Annotated in this window: 19 protein-coding genes; 8 read left to right on the top strand and 11 right to left on the bottom strand. The window is 67.8% G+C overall.

Annotated elements, in window-relative coordinates; translation table 11 throughout:
* Positions 1-45: 45 nt before the first annotated feature.
* Positions 46-2,967, top strand: coding sequence for an AAA family ATPase (locus ACAM49_RS06580; protein ID WP_369634576.1), 2,922 nt, complete (start codon positions 46-48; stop codon positions 2,965-2,967).
* Positions 2,968-2,993: 26 nt separating this feature from the next.
* Here the strand turns inward: ACAM49_RS06580 and ACAM49_RS06575 are convergent, their stop codons facing one another.
* The 4 genes from ACAM49_RS06575 to aroA are packed head-to-tail and all read right to left on the bottom strand — an operon-like array spanning position 2,994 to position 6,090.
* Positions 2,994-3,518 (bottom strand): nitroreductase family deazaflavin-dependent oxidoreductase, encoded by a 525-nt coding sequence (locus ACAM49_RS06575; RefSeq protein WP_369634543.1) that lies wholly within the window; start codon positions 3,516-3,518, stop codon positions 2,994-2,996.
* 38 nt (positions 3,519-3,556) lie between these two features.
* Positions 3,557-3,748 carry a hypothetical protein gene (locus ACAM49_RS06570; RefSeq protein ID WP_369634542.1) on the bottom strand — a complete coding sequence of 64 codons (192 nt, stop codon included), beginning with the start codon at positions 3,746-3,748 and terminating at the stop codon, positions 3,557-3,559.
* Positions 3,749-3,808: 60 nt separating this feature from the next.
* Positions 3,809-4,846, bottom strand: coding sequence for a ribosome small subunit-dependent GTPase A (gene rsgA / locus ACAM49_RS06565; protein ID WP_369634541.1), 1,038 nt, complete (start codon positions 4,844-4,846; stop codon positions 3,809-3,811).
* Positions 4,813-6,090, bottom strand: coding sequence for a 3-phosphoshikimate 1-carboxyvinyltransferase (gene aroA, locus ACAM49_RS06560; RefSeq protein WP_369634540.1), 1,278 nt, complete (start codon positions 6,088-6,090; stop codon positions 4,813-4,815). Before aroA ends, rsgA begins: the two co-directional genes overlap by 34 nt.
* Positions 6,091-6,195: 105 nt before the next feature.
* On the opposite strand from aroA, the gene ACAM49_RS06555 reads away from it, so the two are divergent.
* A complete protein-coding gene (locus tag ACAM49_RS06555; protein WP_369634539.1) occupies positions 6,196-6,489 on the top strand; it encodes a hypothetical protein in 294 nt (97 codons plus the stop codon).
* 54 nt (positions 6,490-6,543) lie between these two features.
* On the opposite strand, the gene ACAM49_RS06550 is transcribed toward ACAM49_RS06555, so the two are convergent.
* The gene (locus tag ACAM49_RS06550) at positions 6,544-8,052 is read right to left on the bottom strand and encodes an aldehyde dehydrogenase family protein (protein ID WP_369634538.1); all 1,509 of its coding nucleotides are present in this window, start codon (positions 8,050-8,052) and stop codon (positions 6,544-6,546) included.
* A gap of 149 nt (positions 8,053-8,201) precedes the next feature.
* Here ACAM49_RS06550 and ACAM49_RS06545 point away from each other — a divergent pair, with 149 nt between their 5' ends.
* The gene (locus tag ACAM49_RS06545) at positions 8,202-8,969 is read left to right on the top strand and encodes an SOS response-associated peptidase (protein ID WP_369634575.1); all 768 of its coding nucleotides are present in this window, start codon (positions 8,202-8,204) and stop codon (positions 8,967-8,969) included.
* A 26-nt stretch (positions 8,970-8,995) separates the two neighbouring features.
* Here ACAM49_RS06545 and ACAM49_RS06540 read toward each other — a convergent pair whose 3' ends face one another.
* From ACAM49_RS06540 to ybaK, 4 genes are all read right to left on the bottom strand, one after another.
* On the bottom strand, positions 8,996-9,265 hold the full coding sequence (locus tag ACAM49_RS06540) for a hypothetical protein (protein ID WP_369634537.1): 270 nt from the start codon (positions 9,263-9,265) through the stop codon (positions 8,996-8,998).
* Between the two features lie 185 nt (positions 9,266-9,450).
* Positions 9,451-11,148 carry an MDR family MFS transporter gene (locus ACAM49_RS06535; protein WP_369634536.1) on the bottom strand — a complete coding sequence of 566 codons (1,698 nt, stop codon included), beginning with the start codon at positions 11,146-11,148 and terminating at the stop codon, positions 9,451-9,453.
* Positions 11,145-11,696: a MarR family winged helix-turn-helix transcriptional regulator gene (locus ACAM49_RS06530; RefSeq protein ID WP_369634535.1), complete on the bottom strand. Its 552-nt coding sequence runs from the start codon at positions 11,694-11,696 to the stop codon at positions 11,145-11,147. Before ACAM49_RS06530 ends, ACAM49_RS06535 begins: the two co-directional genes overlap by 4 nt.
* Positions 11,697-11,815: 119 nt before the next feature.
* The gene (gene ybaK / locus ACAM49_RS06525) at positions 11,816-12,310 is read right to left on the bottom strand and encodes a Cys-tRNA(Pro) deacylase (protein ID WP_369634534.1); all 495 of its coding nucleotides are present in this window, start codon (positions 12,308-12,310) and stop codon (positions 11,816-11,818) included.
* A 196-nt stretch (positions 12,311-12,506) separates the two neighbouring features.
* Between ybaK and ACAM49_RS06520 the strand changes: the two genes are divergently transcribed.
* The 4 genes from ACAM49_RS06520 (at position 12,507) to ACAM49_RS06505 (ending at position 15,590) form a co-directional block, all read left to right on the top strand.
* Complete coding sequence (locus ACAM49_RS06520; RefSeq protein WP_369634533.1) at positions 12,507-13,232, top strand: sigma-70 family RNA polymerase sigma factor; 726 nt, start codon at positions 12,507-12,509, stop codon at positions 13,230-13,232.
* Positions 13,233-13,240: 8 nt separating this feature from the next.
* Positions 13,241-13,510: a mycothiol system anti-sigma-R factor gene (rsrA, locus tag ACAM49_RS06515; RefSeq protein WP_369634574.1), complete on the top strand. Its 270-nt coding sequence runs from the start codon at positions 13,241-13,243 to the stop codon at positions 13,508-13,510.
* A gap of 248 nt (positions 13,511-13,758) precedes the next feature.
* Complete coding sequence (locus ACAM49_RS06510) at positions 13,759-13,974, top strand: biotin/lipoyl-binding carrier protein (protein ID WP_369634532.1); 216 nt, start codon at positions 13,759-13,761, stop codon at positions 13,972-13,974.
* A 101-nt stretch (positions 13,975-14,075) separates the two neighbouring features.
* On the top strand, positions 14,076-15,590 hold the full coding sequence (locus ACAM49_RS06505; protein ID WP_040811802.1) for a sensor histidine kinase: 1,515 nt from the start codon (positions 14,076-14,078) through the stop codon (positions 15,588-15,590).
* Positions 15,591-15,784: 194 nt separating this feature from the next.
* Here ACAM49_RS06505 and ACAM49_RS06500 read toward each other — a convergent pair whose 3' ends face one another.
* Together ACAM49_RS06500 and ACAM49_RS06495 are read right to left on the bottom strand one after the other, a co-directional pair.
* On the bottom strand, positions 15,785-16,039 hold the full coding sequence (locus ACAM49_RS06500; protein WP_011211115.1) for a WhiB family transcriptional regulator: 255 nt from the start codon (positions 16,037-16,039) through the stop codon (positions 15,785-15,787).
* 257 nt (positions 16,040-16,296) lie between these two features.
* Positions 16,297-17,235, bottom strand: coding sequence for a diacylglycerol kinase family protein (locus ACAM49_RS06495; RefSeq protein WP_369634531.1), 939 nt, complete (start codon positions 17,233-17,235; stop codon positions 16,297-16,299).
* 106 nt (positions 17,236-17,341) lie between these two features.
* Here ACAM49_RS06495 and ACAM49_RS06490 point away from each other — a divergent pair, with 106 nt between their 5' ends.
* Entirely contained in the window at positions 17,342-17,773 is a 432-nt protein-coding gene (locus ACAM49_RS06490) for a hypothetical protein (RefSeq protein ID WP_369634530.1), read from the top strand.
* The last annotated feature ends 93 nt before the right edge of the window (positions 17,774-17,866 follow it).

Raw genomic sequence — 17,866 nt, 5'->3', positions numbered from 1 at the left:
CAGGCTAACCAGTTCCGGCATCGTCCGCACCCCGTGCGGCCGGGAATGTTTAGCGGGTGGGCCGCTGGGAAAGTAATGGGAGTCGAAGCACCGAATTCCGCCAATTCCGGACGTAATTTGCCTCGCGCATTTTACCGGACGCTCCGGATTCGCGATCGGTCATCGTATCGGTCATCGAATCGGTCGGTTGCCGAAAGACTCGGAATCGCATATCCGCCAGGTGATCTCAGCCGCTGGGACACGCCTTATTGCAAGTTTGTCCGCTTATCGCGGGGCGGGGTAACTTGCGATGTGCGCGAGATTCGGGTGCTCCAGGGGCGGGAACGAGAACAGGTCGAACTGTCTCGTCTATTGAGTGAGGCACGCGCCGGACGCGGCGGCGGATTGTTGTTGTGGGGCGAGCCGGGTATCGGAAAGACGGCGCTGCTGCGCGATACCGAAGCGCGCGCAACGGATTTCCGGGTGCTGTCCGGCCGCGGATTCCGCGCGGAAGCCGAGATGGATTTCGCGGGCCTGCACGAACTGCTGCTGCCGCTGGCCGATCGACTCACCGGGCTGCCCGGTCCGCAGGCACGGGCATTGGGTGCGGCCCTGGGCAGCGACGCGGGCTCGGCCGAACCCTTTCTGGTCGGCGCGGCGCTGGTCACATTGCTGGCGTCGGTCGCCCGCACCGAGCCGATCCTGTTGGTGGTCGACGACGCCCAGTGGGTCGACGCCGCGACGGCCCGGGCCCTGATCTTCGCCCTGCGCCGCGCGGGCGCGCACCGGGTGGCCCTGCTGGCCGCGATGCGCGACAACCCGGCGGGCTCCGTCTGGCAGGCATTGCCGGTGCTGCCGATCGGGCCGTTGACCGACGCGCAGGCGCGGCGGCTGCTGGCGCTGCGCTCCGGCGGCGTCGGCGCGCCACGGGCGGCCCGCATGTTGCGCATGACCGCCGGAAATCCACTGGCGCTGACCGAGTTTCCCGTCGACACCGAGGACGGCTCCGGAATCGCCTGGGGTCCGGTCCCTTTCGGCCCGCGCCTGCGCGCAGCCCACGCCGATCGGCTGGCGGCCCTGAGCACACCGGTGCGCACCCTGCTCACCGTGGTGGCCGCGGAGGACCGGGGCACGTTGAGCGCGATCTCGGCGGCGGCCACCAGCCTCGGTGTCACCGCGGCGGATTGGGAGGCCGCGCTCGCCGCCGGTCTGCTCGCGGTCACCGACGGGCGCGTCGAGATGCGGCACCGGCTGCTCTGCGGCGCGGCCTACGACGCCGCGTCTCCCGCGCAACGCAGGGCGGCGCACCTCGCGCTCGCCGACGCGCTGCGGGGTCCCGACAACGGCGTGCTGCGCACCTGGCATCTGGCCGCCACGCTCGACGGCCCCGATTCGACTCTCGCCCAGGCGCTTTCCGACGGCGCGGAGGTGGTGCAGGCCCGGGCCGGTGCGTTGGCCGCCGCCGCGCTGCTGCGCCGCGCCGCCGCCATCACTCCCGATCCGCGTACCGCCGGGGTCCGGCTGGCCGCCGCTGCCCGCCTCGCCTGGGCGGGCGGCGATATCGAATCCACCCGCCGCCTGCTCTCGCTCGCCGAAACCCGTACGCCCCCGGCGCAACTCGCGGCCGCCGGTGGCGGCCTGTCGGGCCTGCTCGAATTCGTCGCCGGTGATCCGGCCGAGGCCCACACCCGCCTGCTGCGCGACGCGGACCTCATCGACGCCTCGACCGCGCCCGGGCTGCCCTCACTGCCATCGACGGTTTCCTCGTCCTCCGACCTGGCGGCCGCCCTGCGCCTGCTGGCCGACCGTGCCGCCTGGGTGGTGGGCCGCTCCGCCGATCTGCCGCTCGACGGTCAGCTCGAGGCCGTGGCCGCCGCGCCGTCGCCCATCGTGGCCGCGCATCTGCTGCCCCCGGCCGCGCAATTGCTGGAATGGGGTCTGGCCGAGCGCGGGGTCGAGCCGTATCTGACAGTGACCGGGGCGCTGCGGGATTCGGGGGATCGCGCGGCGGTGCTGGGCCTGCTGCCGCAACTGGCCATCGTGCAGTTCGCCACCGGCCGCTGGGAGGCGGGGGAGGCCACGCTGGCCGAGGCGTTCGAGCTGGCCACCGGTGCGGGCGCGGCCAATATCCTGGCCCAGTGCTGGAATCTGCGGGCCCGGCTCGCCGCCCAGCGCGGCGACGGCGACACGGTGGCCGAGAGCGCGGATCACGCACTGGCACTGGCGCGTCCGCACGCGGTATCGGTGCTGATCGGCGGTGCGTACTGGCATCAGGGTTTCCACGCGCTCGCCGCGGGTGATGCCGAGTCGGCCCACCGCCGCCTGTCCGCGCTGGCGCGGCCCGGTCACGAGGCCGCGCATCCGACGCTGGCCCGGCTGGCGACCGTCGACCTGGTCGAGGCGGCGTGCCGGGTCGGCCGTTTCGACGAGGCCGCCGCGCACGCCGCGCGAATCGCGGCCTGGGCGTGGCGATCCCGGGCGCCATGGGCCCTGTCCGATGCGTACGCCTGCCGGGCGCTGCTGGCCGAGGAGGACCGCGCCGAGCGGTACTACCGCCGCGCGCTGGCCGTCGGCGACGCTCGCCACACCAACTTCGGCCGCGCCCGCACCCGGCTGCTCTACGGCAAGTGGCTGCGCCGGGTCCGCCGCCGCGGCGACGCCGCCGAGCAATTGCGCACCGCCGCCGACGCTTTCGACCTGATCGGCGCCACCGCGTGGGCGGCGCGCGCCCGCCACGAACTCGACCTCACCGGCACCGGCGCGAAGGCCGCCCCCGGGTCCACCCCGTTGACCGCGCAGGAGTCCCAGGTGGCCCGACTGGCCGCGCAGGGGTTCACCAATCGGGAGATCGGCGCGGAATTGTTCCTGAGCCCGCGCACGGTCGGGCATCACATGTCGCGGATTCTCGAAAAGCTCGGCCTCACCGGGCGTTCCGAGCTGCGCGGCATCGACTTCGACAACGGGATGCGCCTGATCCGCCCGCGCTGAAGGGGTTTCGGCGAATCAGCGGCAACTCATATGCGTTCGAGTTCGAACAGCCGGAACTTTCGCTCACCCGCGAGCCGCTGTTCCATGGCGTAACCCGGCCAGAATTCCAGCGCCCGCCGCCAGGCCCGATCCCGATCGCCCCCGGTCAGCTGCCGCACCCGCACCGGGAACCGCTCACCGCGCACCTCCAACTCGGCCTGATCGGTGGCCCGCAGATTGGACGACCAGGCGGGCTGTTCGGGCCGCCCCCAATTCGACGAGACGATCAGGAAGCGTTTCTCGTCGTGGGGATCGGGCACATACAGCAAGGTCACGGTGCGGGGCATGCCGCTGCGGCGGCCGGGCGCCGTCACCTGCAGCGCGGGCAGGCCCGCCACGTCCAGGATTCCCTTGCGGCCCTTCGTCACCCGCCGCGTGAACCGTTCCAGTGCGAAGACCGCGGGCGCGGCGCGCATGACCGTGCGGCGGCGGGCCAGGGATCGGCCCAGCCGGGGCAGCGGATTGAATCGAGCGGGCGCCTCGGGCCGGCGACGCCATTCAGCGAATGCCATCCCATGATTATGTTGCTACCGCACGTTCGGGGTCGGGTTCACGGCGCCCAACGTGCGCGATCCCACTCGTCCTGCCAATCGTGCGGATCGGCGGGTGACCGGTCCTCATCGTGCTCCCGCGGTAATTCCGCCTGTTCACGCGCCGATTTCGCGGCCTGGTCCCGTGCGGCCTTGGCAATTCTGTGCCGCCGCTCGCTGGCGGGCGGCCCGTCGGGGTTTTCCTCGCCCATGACGACCCTTTCATGCCGGTTATGCACAAAAGGTATCGAATGGGCGATTTCCTGGCTAACTCAGGTGTCGGTGTTTCCCCGAAACCACGGGTCATTGGAATTAAGGGCGGTGAGCAAGCGGCGAATGGCGGCCACCCGCAACTCCTTGCCGGGCAGATTGTCCAGCGCGCATTCCGGGTCGGCGGGCGGCCCGAGGTGGGTGCAGCCGCGCGGGCAGTCCTCGATGGCGTCGGCCAGATCCGAGAACGCCTGGATGACATCGTCGGGCGTGATGTGGGCCAGTCCGAACGACCGCACGCCCGGGGTGTCGATGACCCAGCCGCCGTCGGGCAGCGGCAGCGCCACCGACTGGGTCGAGGTGTGCCGCCCCTTGCCGACGCCGGAGACCACGCCGACCGCCCGCTCGGCATCCGGCACCAGCCGGTTCACCAGGGTCGACTTGCCGACCCCGGAGTGCCCGATGAGCGCGGTGAGCTTGTCGTCGAGCAGCTCCAGCACCGGTTCCAGCGGATCCTCGATGCCGCCGTAGACGATGGTCAGATCCAAATCCTCGAAGGCCGCGGCGAATTCGGATTCGGCGGCCAGATCGTGTTTGGTCAGGCACAGGATCGGTTGCAGCCCACCGACATACGCCGCCACCATGGCGCGCTCCACGAATCCGGTGCGCGGCGGCGGGTCGGCCAGGGCCACCACGATGAACAGCTGCTCGGCATTGGCGACCACCACCCGCTCGAACGGATCGGTGTCATCGGCGGTGCGGCGCAATACCGTTCGCCGATCCGACACCCGCACGATGCGGGCCAGGCTGTCGGGCTTGCCGGACAGGTCGCCGACCAGGTCCACCTGATCGCCGACCACGATCGGGGTGCGCCCGAGCTCGCGCGCCCGCATGGCCACCACGGGCCGGTCCGGATCGTCGTCGAGCACGCAGCCCCAGCGCCCGCGGTCCACCGAAACCACCATGGCCGCTTCGGCATCCAGATGCTGCGGCCGGGTCTTGGTGCGCGGGCGCGAGCCCTTGCCCGGGCGCACCCGGACATCGGACTCGTCGTACTCGCGGCGCCTCAGTGCTCTGCTCCCGCGAGCATGTTGTCCCAAAGTTCCACGAACCCGGGCAGCGTCTTGGCGGTCGTGCCGATGTCCTCGATCTCCACGCCCGGCGTCACCAGCCCGATAATGGCTCCGGCCGTGGCCATCCGGTGGTCGGCGTAGGAGTGCCACTGCCCGCCGGTGAGCGGATTCGGCACGATGGTCAGCCCGTCCTCGGTCTCGGTCACCTTGCCGCCGAGCCGGTTGATCTCGGTGGCCAGCGCCGCCAGCCGGTCGGTCTCGTGCCCGCGCAGGTGCGCGATGCCGCGCAGCCGTGACGGCGAATCCGCCAGTGCCGCAAGGGCGGCCACGGTCGGCGTCAGCTCGCCCACATCGTGCAGGTCGATGTCGATGCCGGCCAGCCGTTCCGGGCCGCGCACGGTCAGCACGTTCTCGTAGAAGCGCGCCTCCGCGCCCATGCGCACCAGGATCTCGCGGATCACGTCGCCGGGCTGGGTGGTGTACCGCGGCCAATGCGGAATGCTCACCTCGCCGCCGGTGACCGCGGCGGCCGCCAGGAACGGGGTGGCATTGGACAGGTCCGGCTCGATCTCCCAGTCCACCGCGCGAATCGGGCCCGGCGCGACGGTCCAGGTCTGCGCCTTGCGCGGATCATTGGGCGCGTCCACCCGCACGTCGGCGCGCCGCAGCATCTCCACGGTCATCTCGATGTGCGGCATCGACGGCAGCGCCGCGCCGTCGTGATTGACCGTGACGCCCTGCTCGAACCGCGCCGCCGAGAGCAGCAGTCCGGACACGAACTGCGAGGATCCGGACGCGTCGATGGTGACCGGCCCGCCGCGCAACGATCCCGTCCCGTGCACCACGAACGGCAGCTGGTTGCCGTCGATGTCGAGGCCCAGCGCCCGCAGCGCGTCCAGGATGGTGGTCAGCGGCCGCGCCCGCGCCTGCTCGTCACCGTCGAAGGCCACATCGCCGTGGGCCAGCGCCGCCACCGGCGGCAGGAAGCGCATGACCGTGCCCGCCAGCCCGCAATCGACCATGGCGCTGGAGAATTCGGCCGGGGGCGTGACGGTGAGGGTCTCCCCGTCGCCCTCGATCCCGGTTCCCATGGCCCGCAGCGCCTCGATCATGAGATTGGTGTCGCGGCTGCGCAGCGCGCCGGTCAGGGTGGACGGCCGATCCGCCAGCGCGGCGAGGATCAGCGCCCGATTGGTAATGGATTTGGACCCGGGCAGGGTCACGGTCGCGTGGACGGGAACTCGGACGTGGGGCGCGGGCCAGAAAGTCACACCCCCATCCTCCCAAACGATCGGGCCGTCGCGGGCGTTGCGTCCGTTTCCCGAGCGTTGGATTCGAGCTAGACGTATACGTATAGAACTACGTATACTGGGCCGGTGATCGATCCCATCAGCCTCGTCATCGGGGGCGCGCTCGTCGGCGGCGGCTGGCTCGCGGGCCGATTCGGTTCCCGGAGACCCAAGTCCGTGGCGGCTCAGCAGCCCGCTGTCTGCGGGTGCGGGCACGACCTGGCGCTGCACGACCGCGAAGCGGGCCACTGCCACGCCGAGACCTTCCGCAAGACCGGCATGGGCCTCAAGGCCTGGGCGCGCTGCAACTGCCAGCGCTACACCGGCCCGACCCCGCTCGAAGAGTTCTTTGCCCCAACCCCGTTGCCGCCCACCCCATAACGCCCAACGCCGGTCTCCTCGATGGAGACCGGCGTTGTCGCAGTAGGTGTTTCGCTACTTGGCGCGCCCGTGGACCAGCGGCACGATCTTGCGCAGCAGCTTCATGGTGCGATCGGTCCGCGTGTAGGACAGCAGCGCCATGCCCGGAATCGTGAAGCGCTGCACCGCGATCGAATGCGGCCGCGCGAATTCCAGCAGGCCCGGCGCACCGTGGATACGGCCGATGCCGGAGTCGCGGACGCCGCCGAACGGCAGCCCCGAGATGGCGGCGTAGGACAGCACCGAGTTCACCGAGGTGCAGCCGACCTCGAGCCGCCGCGCGATCTCCATGCCCTGCTTCTTGGAGTACACCGCGGAGCCCAGCCCGTACTTGCTCTTGTTGGTCAGCTCCACCGCCTCGTCGATGCCGTTGACCGTGCGAATGGTGACGGTCGGCCCGAAGGTCTCCTCGCACACCGCGTCCGAGGACTCGTCCACGTCGACCAGCACCACCGGTTCGATGTAGGGGCCCTTGACGGATTCGGGCCCGCCGAGCACGGCCTTGCCGCCGTTCTTGATGGCGTCCTCGATGTGGCGGCGCACGATGTCGATCTGGCTGGGCATGGTCATCGGGCCGTAGGAGGCCTTGGCGTCCGAACCCGGCTTGATATCGGTGAGGATGCGCTTGACCTCGGCGATGAACTCGTCGGCGATCGACTTGTCCACGTAGACGCGCTCGACGCCCGCGCAGGTCTGGCCGGAGTTGGCGGTCGCGCCCCAGGCGACCGCGTCGGCGGCGGCCTTGATGTCGGCATCGGCGGCCACGATCACCGCGTCCTTACCGCCGCACTCCAGCAGCACCGGGGTGAGGGTCTCGGCGGCCGAGGCCATGATCTTCTTGCCGGTCGCGGTGGATCCGGTGAAGGCCAGCTTGTCGACACCGGACTTGACCAGCGCCGCGCCGGTCGCGCCGTAGCCGTTGACGGTGATGAAAACCCCATCGGGGAGTTCCGGATTCGCCTCGGCGAACGCCTTGGCCACGAAATTGCCGATGCCCGTGGAGAACTCACTGGGCTTGAACACCACGCAGTTGCCGGCGGCCAGCGCGTAGGCGATGGAGCCGTTGGGGGTGTAGACCGGGTAGTTCCACGGCCCGATGATGCCGACGACACCCAGCGGCCGGTACTCCAGGTGCGCGGCGAAGTTGGCCATGAACGCGCCCGGCGAGACCTTCTTGGCCTTGAGCACCTTCTCGGCATTGGAGGCGGCCCACTTGATGTGCTCCAGCGCGAGCATCAGCTCCAGGAAGGCGTCGTCGAGCGGCTTGCCGTTCTCGGCGTGGATGAGCTCGCTGAGCTCGTCGGACTTCTCGACGAGCTTGCTGCCCCAGCGCAGAATGTGCTTCTTGCGCTCGGCGTAGCTCAGCGCGCCCCAGGTGGCGGCGGCGGTCCGGGCCTTGGCGACGGCCGCTCGCACCGCAGCCTCATCGTCGATCGGGTAGGTGGCGAGCGTCTCGCCGGTGGCGGGGTTGACCGAAGTCAGCGTGTCGGCCTGATCGAGCGGGGCGGTTTCGGTTGCAGTCATGATTGGCGGCGATCCCTTGAGGATGAGAGTGTGATGAGACGAACGTCTCACACCGTCCAAGTGATGTCAATTGCCATCACATCGTGGGCGATTCATCTCGTGAGCGTCATTTCTGGTGAGTGTCGGTGCCCGGTGGCAGCATGGTCGGCATGTGCGGTAGGTATGCGACAACGACGAATCCCGCGAAGCTGGCCGTCGAACTCGACGCTATCGACGAGACCGATGACAAGGGCTTCAACCCCAATTACAACGTGGCCCCGACCAATCAGGTGCTCACCGTCGTGGAACGCCACGACCGCGATCACCCGGAGGACCCGGCCACGCTGCGCATCCGCGCCATGCGCTGGGGCCTGATCCCCGTGTGGACCAAGGCCGCCGAGCCCGGCGTCCCGGTCAAGGGCAAGCCGCTGTTCAACGCCCGCGCCGACAAGGCAGCCACCACGGCCTCCTTCCGGGACGCGGTCAAGAAGCGGCGCTGCCTGGTGCCCATGGACGGCTGGTACGAGTGGGTCACCGATACGGACTCGGCCGGAAAGGCCGTCAAGCGGCCGTATTTCATGTCCAAGTCCGATGGCGGGCGGCTCTACATGGCCGGTCTCTGGTCGGTCTGGCGCGATCGCAGCCTGGGCGACGAGGCGAAACCGCTGCTGTCCTGCACCATCCTGACCACCGATTCGGTCGGTGATCTCACCAAGATCCACGACCGGATGCCGCTGCCCATGCCGCGCGAGCACTGGGATACCTGGCTGGACCCGGACCACCCGGCTCCGGAGGAATTGCTGGAAACCCCTTCGCCCGAAGCGGTTTCGGACATCCTCATGCGTGAGGTGCCGTCGCTGGTGAACAGCGTCAAGAACAATGGCCCCGAGCTATTGGGCCAGGTAAACGAACAGGCCGGTCAGATCAGCCTGATCTGACCGGCCCGCAAGGGTATTCGGGTCCGCTACCCGCACTTCACCGTCGGCAGCGGGATGTTCAGCGTGCACTTGAGCGTGTCCGCCGCCGAATCGATCATCTTCGTGATCAGGCCGCCGCCCAGCTTCTCGGCCTTGTCGACGTGTTCGTCCTTCTTCGGCTGCTGCCCGTTGTCGGGCGCGCCCGGATTGGGGAAACTCGGATTGACCGGCCCGGCGGTCGCGGTGGCGACGGTCAGGGGACCGGAGCCCAGCGCGAGCACCAGCACCACGGCGGCGGCAAGTCGAGGGGCAGACATAAACCTCATCACATCCTCGGGTTCGAATCGGACCTTGTGGACAAAGGGTTCACAACAAGCTCACTGCTCGCTCCCAAGTAACTCACAGATAAGCGCCCGAAATGTGAAATGACGATGCCCCCGCCGCGTTTCCGCGACGGGGGCATCGATCATTCGGGCGACTACGGCGCTGTATTGCCCGAGGCTCAGAGTGCCGCCACGTCCGCCTCTTCGACGGCTTCCTTGCGGGCCTGGATGCCGCCCGCGGTCCGCAGCGGCACCTCCTTCCAGAACAGCACCAGGATGAAGCCGATCAGCGCCACCACCGTGGCCGAGAGGAACACCCGGTCCATGGACTTGGCGAAGCCCTCCTTGAAGGGATGCGCCAGCGTCGGATTCAGCTGCTGGATCACCGAACTGTCATTGAGCACCTGGCCCACGACCGCCGGTGCGGTCTTCTCGTTCGACAGGCCGAGCACGACCTTCTTGTCGACCGAGTCCGGACCCTTGACCGCCTCGGTGGCGGCCTGCACGTAGGCCGGGTCGCTCCGCACACCCTCGAGCGAGGTGGTGATGTTCGGGGCCAGCTGCGTGAACAGCACCGACAGGAACACCGCCACACCCAGGGTGCCGCCGATCTGGCGGAAGAAGGTCGCGGCCGCGGTGGACACGCCCATGTCCTTGGGCGGCAAGGCGTTCTGCAGCGCCAGGGTCAGCGGCTGCATCAGGTTGCCCAGGCCGAAGCCGGTGATGGCCATGAAGATCATGACGACCCACAGCTTCGTATCCGCGGAGACGAAGTGCAGCAGGAACAGCCCCGAGGTCAGCAGGAACGCGCCGACCGGCGGGAAGTACTTGTACCGCCCGGTCTTCGAGATCAGCTGACCCGCCAGGATCGAACCGGTCATCATGCCCGCCACCAGCGGCAGCATGAGCAGACCCGCCTTGGTCGGGCTCGCGCCCTGGACCACCTGCAGGTACTGCGGCAGCAGCGTGATGCCGCCGAACATGGCCGCGCCGACCACCACCGAGATGACCACGCCCAGCGCGAAGGTGGAGTTCTTGAACATGCGCAGCGGGATCAGCGCGGCGTCGCCCTGCTTGGCCTCGACCGCGATGAAGGACAGGATGCCGAGCGCGCCCAGGATGTAGCAGAACAGCGAATGCCCACTGGTCCAACCCCATTCGCGACCCTGCTCGGCCACCACCAGCAGCGGCACCAGGCCGACGATCAGCGCCGAGATGCCCATCCAGTCGATCGGCACCTTGTTCTTCGGGCGCTTGGGCAGCTTCAGCACGCGGGTCACCACGGCCAGCGCGATGATGCCGATCGGCACGTTCACCAGGAACACCCAGCGCCAGCCGGTGACGCCCAGGATCTGGTCGGTGCCCGACAGCAGGCCGCCGATGACCGGGCCCACCACGCTGGAGGTGCCGAACACGGCCAGGAAGTAGCCCTGGTAGCGGGCGCGCTCACGCGGAGACACGATGTCGCCCATGATGGTCAGCGCCAGCGACATCAGACCGCCCGCGCCCAGGCCCTGGAAGGCCCGGTAGGCGGCCAGTTCGTACATGGACGTCGCCATGGAACAGGCCAGCGAGCCGACCACGAAGATGGAGATGGCGGCCAGGTAGAACGGCTTGCGGCCGTACATGTCCGAGAGCTTGCCGTAGAGCGGCGTCGCCAGCGTCGAGGTGATCAGGTAGGCGGTGGTCACCCACGCCTGCGCCGAATAGCCCTGCAGCTCATCGGCGATGGTGCGGATGGAGGTCGACACGATGGTCTGATCCAGGGCGGCCAGCAGCATGCCCATCATCAGGCCGCTCATGATGACCAGGATCTGTTTGTGGGTGAACCCCGACGAATTGACTTCGGGCTCCGCCGCTTCGACTCGAGTAGTCACGAATTGTTCTCCGCGGGTGCGTAATAGGATTGCAGGTCTTTGTGGGCCGCCATATCGGCCAGCATGCGTTGCCGGGTCACCTCGTAGCCGTCGACGAAGCGCCGCAGCAGATTCGAGAAGGTGTCCCGTTCCTCCGGGGTCCAGCCCTCGAGCATCTGCCGCAGCGAGTCGTTGCGCCGGACCCGGATCTGGGCGGCGACCGCGCGACCGGCCTCGGTCACGTCGAGCACGCTGACCCGGCCGTCGGACGGGTCGGCGCGGCGCTCGATGAGTCCGCGCTTGACCAGGCTCGCGACCTGCCGGCTGATGGTGGAGGCGTCGGAGTAGAGCGCCTCGGCGAGTGCCCCCGACCGGACCGGGCCGGTGTGGATGAGCTGGAACAGGATGCCGAAGGCCGCCGGTTCGATCTCACCGTGGCTCAGGGTCGCGATCTGCGCATTGGTGCGATCACGCAGTTTGGTGAGCCGGGCGATCTCGAATGCGATGGCGTCGACAAGGCCGTCGTCGATGTCGGTCCGCTGGGTAATCGCCGGGTCATCGTCGGTCACGGTCGATCTCACCTCCTTGCGTAGAGCAACTGCTTGTAGTGCTCAACTAGTTGTACGACGCAAGTATTCCCGCACGGTTGTGCTTTGGCAAGGGATTTCCGGAGGTTGTGTCTCCGCTCTCAGGCGGAGGCGACGGGCGCGGTCACCGCATTCGTGAGTCGTACCAGGTCAGCGGGGGCGAGCTCGATCTCGAGCCCGCGCTTGCCCGCACTGCACAGGATCCGGTCGAACCCGAGCGCCGACTCGTCGACGACCGTCGGCAGCTTCTTCTTCTGGCCAAGCGGCGACACCCCGCCCAGCACATAGCCCGTCGTGCGTTCGGCCTTCGTCTTGTCGGCCATGGCGGCCTTCCCGCCGCCGAGCGCCGCGGCCGCCGCCTTCAACGACAGCTTCGTCGGCACCGGCAGCACGGCCACCGCGAGCCCGCCCGAACCCAGCTCGATCACCAGCGTCTTGAAGATCTGCCCGGCGGTGACCCCGAGCTGATCCGCCAGCGCCTCGACCGCCTCCGCTCCATACGAATCACTGCGCGGGTCATGGGTATACGCGTGTACCCGATGATCAACCTTCGCCTGCACCAGGGCCTTGATCGCGGGGGTCGAAGCAGCAGCCATGGGCTCACCCTAATCACCGAACGCAACCGGATTATCCGTGCTGGGAACAGGGCGGGGGCGGTGTCTGTTGCATGCGGTACGCGCATTCACGAAGGAGGAGTCGGTGACCGTTTTGGTCGAAGAGCGCCCGGCCGGTTTCCTGGTCGAATCCCTGTTCGCGGTAGATTCAATTGCTACGGCGATCGAAGGGATTAGCGTGACGAGCGACGACGAGATGGTCGATCGCCTGCGTGATGACGACTCGGACAGCGAGGGCATCGACGCCGGTGACGATCAAACGGTCGATTACGACGAAGTGGACGAATCCGGTGCCAGGAGCACCGAATCCGTCGCGGAACTGGCCGCGCGGTTCGAGCGTGACGCGCTCCCGCTGCTGGATCAGCTCTACGGCGCCGCGTTGCGCATGACCCGCAACCCGGCCGATGCCGAGGACTTGGTGCAGGAGACCTTCGCCAAGGCGTACCAGGGATTCAAGTCCTTCCGCGAGGGCACCAATCTGCGGGCCTGGCTGTACCGCATCCTCACCAACACCTACATCAACTCGTATCGGAAGAAGCAGCGCCAGCCCGCGCAGTATCCGACCGACGAGATCACCGACTGGCAGCTGGCCTCCACCGCCGAGCACACCTCCACCGGTCTGCGCTCGGCGGAGATGGAGGCCCTGGAAGCGCTGCCGGACGACGACATCAAGGCCGCTCTGCAGGAGCTTCCGGAGGAATTCCGGATGGCGGTGTACTACGCCGATGTGGAGGGCTTCCCGTACAAGGAAATCGCCGAAATCATGGGCACTCCCATTGGTACCGTCATGTCCCGACTGCACCGCGGGCGCAAGCAGCTCAAGGGTCTGCTGGCCGATGTGGCGCGGGAACGAGGCTTCAATCGATCGGGTAGCGACGCGGCTCGTGAGGAGGTAACCCAGTGAGCGACGACATGGATGATCTGGACTGCTCGGCTGTGCTGGCCGATGTCTGGCTGCTCCTGGACAACGAGTGCGACGCGGCCGTGAAGGACCGCCTGCGCGCGCACATCGACCGTTGCTCGCCGTGCATCGAGGCCTACGGTCTCGAGGAGAAGCTCAAGTCGCTGCTCAACCGCAAGTGCGGCGGCGACCGCGCCCCGGATTCCCTCCGGCAGCGCCTGACCATGGAGATCCGGACCAGCTACACCGCGGTCGAGACCCGGACCGAAGCGGCCGAATAACGTATCCCGGATACAGCTGAGCGGCACCCTTCCCGTGCGGGAAGCGGTGCCGCTCAACATTTTTCGAGCCAGTTACGGCAGCTCAGGCGTTAGGCCGCTTGCCGTGGTTGGCCGCATTCTTCTTGCGGCCACGCTTCTTACGTCCACGCTTACCCATAGGTAATCTCCCTTCAGTCGGCAGCCATTCTTTCACGTGTGGTTGGCTGTACCTTCAGGGGCTACGGGTCACTCGAACGCGAGAGGTGTACATGGCTGAGGAAGTGAAGGCCGAGATGGTGTCGACGGTGCAGGAGATCCTGGTCGCCGTCGGTGACGCGGTAAAGGCCGACGACCCGGTCGTGATGCTCGAGTCCATGAAGATGGAGATCCCGGTCATCGTCGAGGGCGCCGGCATCGTCGCCTCGATCAACGTCAAGCCCGGCGACGTCCTGCAGCCGGGCGATCTGATCGCCACCATCTCCTGATTCGACCCGGCCCGATCACAGCCCCCGACCTGCTGCTGACGCACCTTGCCCGTACCGCGTGGGAACATACACCCGACGTGGGAACCGAGGAGTGTGGGTGAATGTCGACACTGAGTGAGCTACTGGCCGAGCACACGGATCTACCGGGTGCGGCCGTCGATCATTTGCAGCGGGTGGTGGGGGACTGGCAGCTGCTGGCGGATCTGTCCTTCGCGGATCTGCTGCTGTGGGTGGGGACCGGACCGGTCGCCGAGGGCGCGGAGGTGGTGTGCGTCTCGCAGTGCCGCCCCACCACCGCGCCCACCGTGCATCCGGAGGATCTGGTCGGCACCCTTGCCACCAAAGAGGCGAATCCGCAGGTGTTCGAGGCCCTGATGAACGCCGACATCGCCCGCACCGAGACCGATACCGCCCTCACCGGCGTCTATCACCCGCATCCGGTGCACGCCATGCGCGAGGCGATTCCGGTGCGCATCGGCGACGACATCATCGCGGTGCTCGGCCGCGATACCGACACCCAGCGCCGCAAGATGCGATCCAGCCTGGAGATCGCCTACATGTCCTGCGCGGACGACCTGTGCCAGATGGTCGCCGACGGCACCTGGCCCGCGCTCGAGGACCGCACCGGTTCGCATTCCAGCCCGCGCGCCGGTGACGGTTTCATCCGCCTCGACACCGAGGGCACCGTCGTCTACGCCAGCCCCAACGCGCTCTCGGCCTATCACCGCATGGGTCTGCAGAACGATCTGGTCGGCCAGGATCTGGCGCTGACCACGCGCTCGCTCATCACCGACCCGTTCGACGCGCAGGAGGTGGTCGGCGATATCCAGGCGGCCCTGGCCGGAAAGGCCGGTCGCCGAATGGAAGTCGAGGCCCGCGGCGCGACCGTGCTGCTGCGCACCCTGGTGCTGCGCCCGCACGGTGAGCTGGCCGGGGCCGCGGTGCTGGTCCGCGATGTCACCGAGGTGAAGCGGCGCGACCGTGCGCTGCTGTCCAAGGACGCGACCATTCGCGAGATCCACCACCGGGTGAAGAACAACCTGCAGACGGTGGCCGCGCTGTTGCGGCTGCAGGCGCGCCGGACCGAAAACGAGGAGGCGCGACTGGCTTTGACCGAATCGGTCCGCCGCGTCACCTCCATCGCCTCGGTGCACGAAATGTTGTCCATGTCGGTTGACGAAGAGGTCGATCTGGACGAGGTGGTGGACCGCCTGCTGCCGATAATGGCCGATGTGGCGACCGTCCACACCGCCCGGATCAAGGTGCGCCGCGCCGGATCGCTCGGCGTCTTCTCCGCCGAACGCGCGACGCCGCTGGTCATGGTGCTGACCGAGCTGGTGCAGAACGCCATCGAGCACGCCTTCGACGCCGGCGAGAACGGTACGGTCACAATCCGTTCCGAGCGTTCGGCCCGCTGGCTCGACGTCATCATCAGCGACGACGGCCGCGGTTTGCCGGACGGTTTCAGCCTGGAAGCCTCCGACCGGTTGGGCCTGCAAATTGTCCGCACACTGGTCACGGCCGAATTGGGCGGCTCGATCGGACTTCACCCCGGCGCCGATGTCGGCACCGACGCGGTCCTGCGAGTTCCTTTGGGCCGCCGCTCCGCCCGCTGAAATATAAAGCCTGACGCATGAGTTCGGGCGTAGTGAAAAATCTGCGCCCGAACTTTCGTTCGAAAAGAGGGAATCCCGTTGATCGAGAATTCCGCTCTTTACACACTTAAGCCCGGCACCTGTATTGGTGCCGGGCCGAATTACGTTGCGGCCCCGAGGCTGGGATGGGCCGTAACGCCTGCCGTCTTTGCTGGTTAGACGACGGTGCGGGTTCGCGTACGCGCGTTGCGACGCTTGAGCGCGCGGCGCTCGTCTTCACTCATACCACCCCACACGCCGGCATCCTGGCCCGACTTCAGGGCCCAGGACAGGCAGTCAGCGGTGACGGGGCAGCGAGCGCAGACCAGCTTGGCATCGGCAATCTGCGCGAGCGCCGGACCACTGTTTCCCACCGGGAAGAACAGCTCGGGGTCCTCGTCGCGACAGATGGCCTTGTGGCGCCAGTCCATTCCTCTGCTCCTTTGCTAGGGCGCGCGCATGGCGCTGCCCTTCGGGTTTGTGGTCCGTTCACTTGTGCGACTCGAATGTTTCCGCACGGTTGCTTGTGAATGCTTTCACGAACACCGTAGATGTCAATAGATACCTGGTGCACCGTGGGGAAGCTCACGCTGTAAGACCCCTACATGGGGGTCCGCCGTGTCATTTGTACTCGGTCGAGCGGGTTTTCGCAGCGCAACAGCTAGGTTTCTCAGGTGTGTCGAACCGGCTAGGGCTTCGGCGCGACCACATCGAGGATATCCGGGACGGCTGTGAAATTCACCATGTTGCGTCGACCGATGAAGTCGCCGTCGATTTGCAAGCCGATCGGTTCCTCCGCCGTGATGGTGACGGCCGGAACGTCGTCCTCGCGAAACAATTTGTGGCCCTTGGGATCCCCCTGGGCGGACAGCAACTGCCGCGCGATCATGAGGGTCGGCATGACGCCCATGGTGCGCATGGCAAACACCCCGAGACCCGATTCGAAGCTGGTGCCGGGGTTGGTGACCACGGGCGTGTTGTCGAGATAAGTCCAGGGACTGGCATTGGTCACGAATGCGTAATGCACCTCCGTGACCGGTTCGTGACCTGGAATGTTCAGGGTCACTTGCGGGGCATGGCGTTTCGCGCGGAAGAACTGCTTGACCGTGGTGCGCAGATAACGAGCGGGCGTGGCGGCCTTGCCGTTCGCGCGTTTGTCGTCGATCGCCTCGCACACATCGGCGTCCAGGCCGACGCCCGCGCTGAAGCAGAACCAGCGATCGTCGGCGACGCCCAGACCGATGCGGCGGTCCGCGTCGTCGGAGAGCAGATCGATGAGCTGATTGGTGGCGGTCACCGGATCCGGCTCGATGCCCAGCGAGCGCGCGAACACATTCGCCGAGCCGCCCGGAATGACGCCGAGCCGCGGCAGCCATTCGCGCTGCGGCTGACCCGGCAGCGGGAGGAAGCCGTTGATGGTCTCGTTCACGGTGCCGTCCCCGCCGTGCACCACGATCAGGTCCATCCGGGTGTCGGCCGCCCAGCGCGCGAGCTCCGCGGCGTGCCCCCGGTGCTCGGTCTGCCGAACGGTCAGCTGGGTGCGGCTTTCCAGTGCGTGAGCGAGCAGATCCCGAGTGGACCGAGTGGTCGAAGTGGCATTCGGGTTCACGATCAGCAGCGTCCGCACCCCCGCAGCCTATCGAGGTCCGGCGCGACACGACCGCCCGGCGTCGATCGAATGCGGGTGGGCGGGTCCGGAATTCGGCAACGACGCACGGTCGTAGGCTGAGCGGGTGGCTGAGCAGAACAGTGGCGAGCAGAAGTCGGCGGACATCGAGACCGTGCCGACCACGGTGCGCGTGGCGGGCGCGCTGGTCGCCCTGGAGGGTGCCCTGGGCCTGGTCGCGATGGTCGTGCTGATCATCGTGGGTCTGAACGGGTCGGCGCAGAACGCGAAGAACAGCTATCTCACCGCCGGGTACGCGGCCATCCTGGGCGGCGCGGTGCTCGCGGCCGGGATCGGGCTGATGCGCGGGAAGCGGTGGGGGCGGGCCATCGCGACCCTGACGCAATTGCTGCTGCTGGGCGTCGCGTACTACATGTTCACCTCGGACCGGCCCGAGTTCGGTGCGCCGCTGGTGTTGCTGGCGTTGGGTGCGCTGGGGGCGTTGTTCGCGCCCGCGTCGAACAAGTGGATGGCCGCGGGGTACGGCTCGGCCGAGTAGCGACCGGGCTGCGAAGGGCCGTAATGGCGGCTCAGTGGCCTGGAGACGGATTTTTGGTCGCCCGCCCACCTTCCGGTGAGCGGGCGCTTTTCA

It is taken from the genome of Nocardia sp. JMUB6875, assembly GCF_041154655.1.
Classification (GTDB): Bacteria; Actinomycetota; Actinomycetes; order Mycobacteriales; family Mycobacteriaceae; genus Nocardia.
The sequence above is the reverse complement of the archived record's forward strand: the minus strand, read 5'-3'. Positions and strand labels throughout refer to the sequence as shown.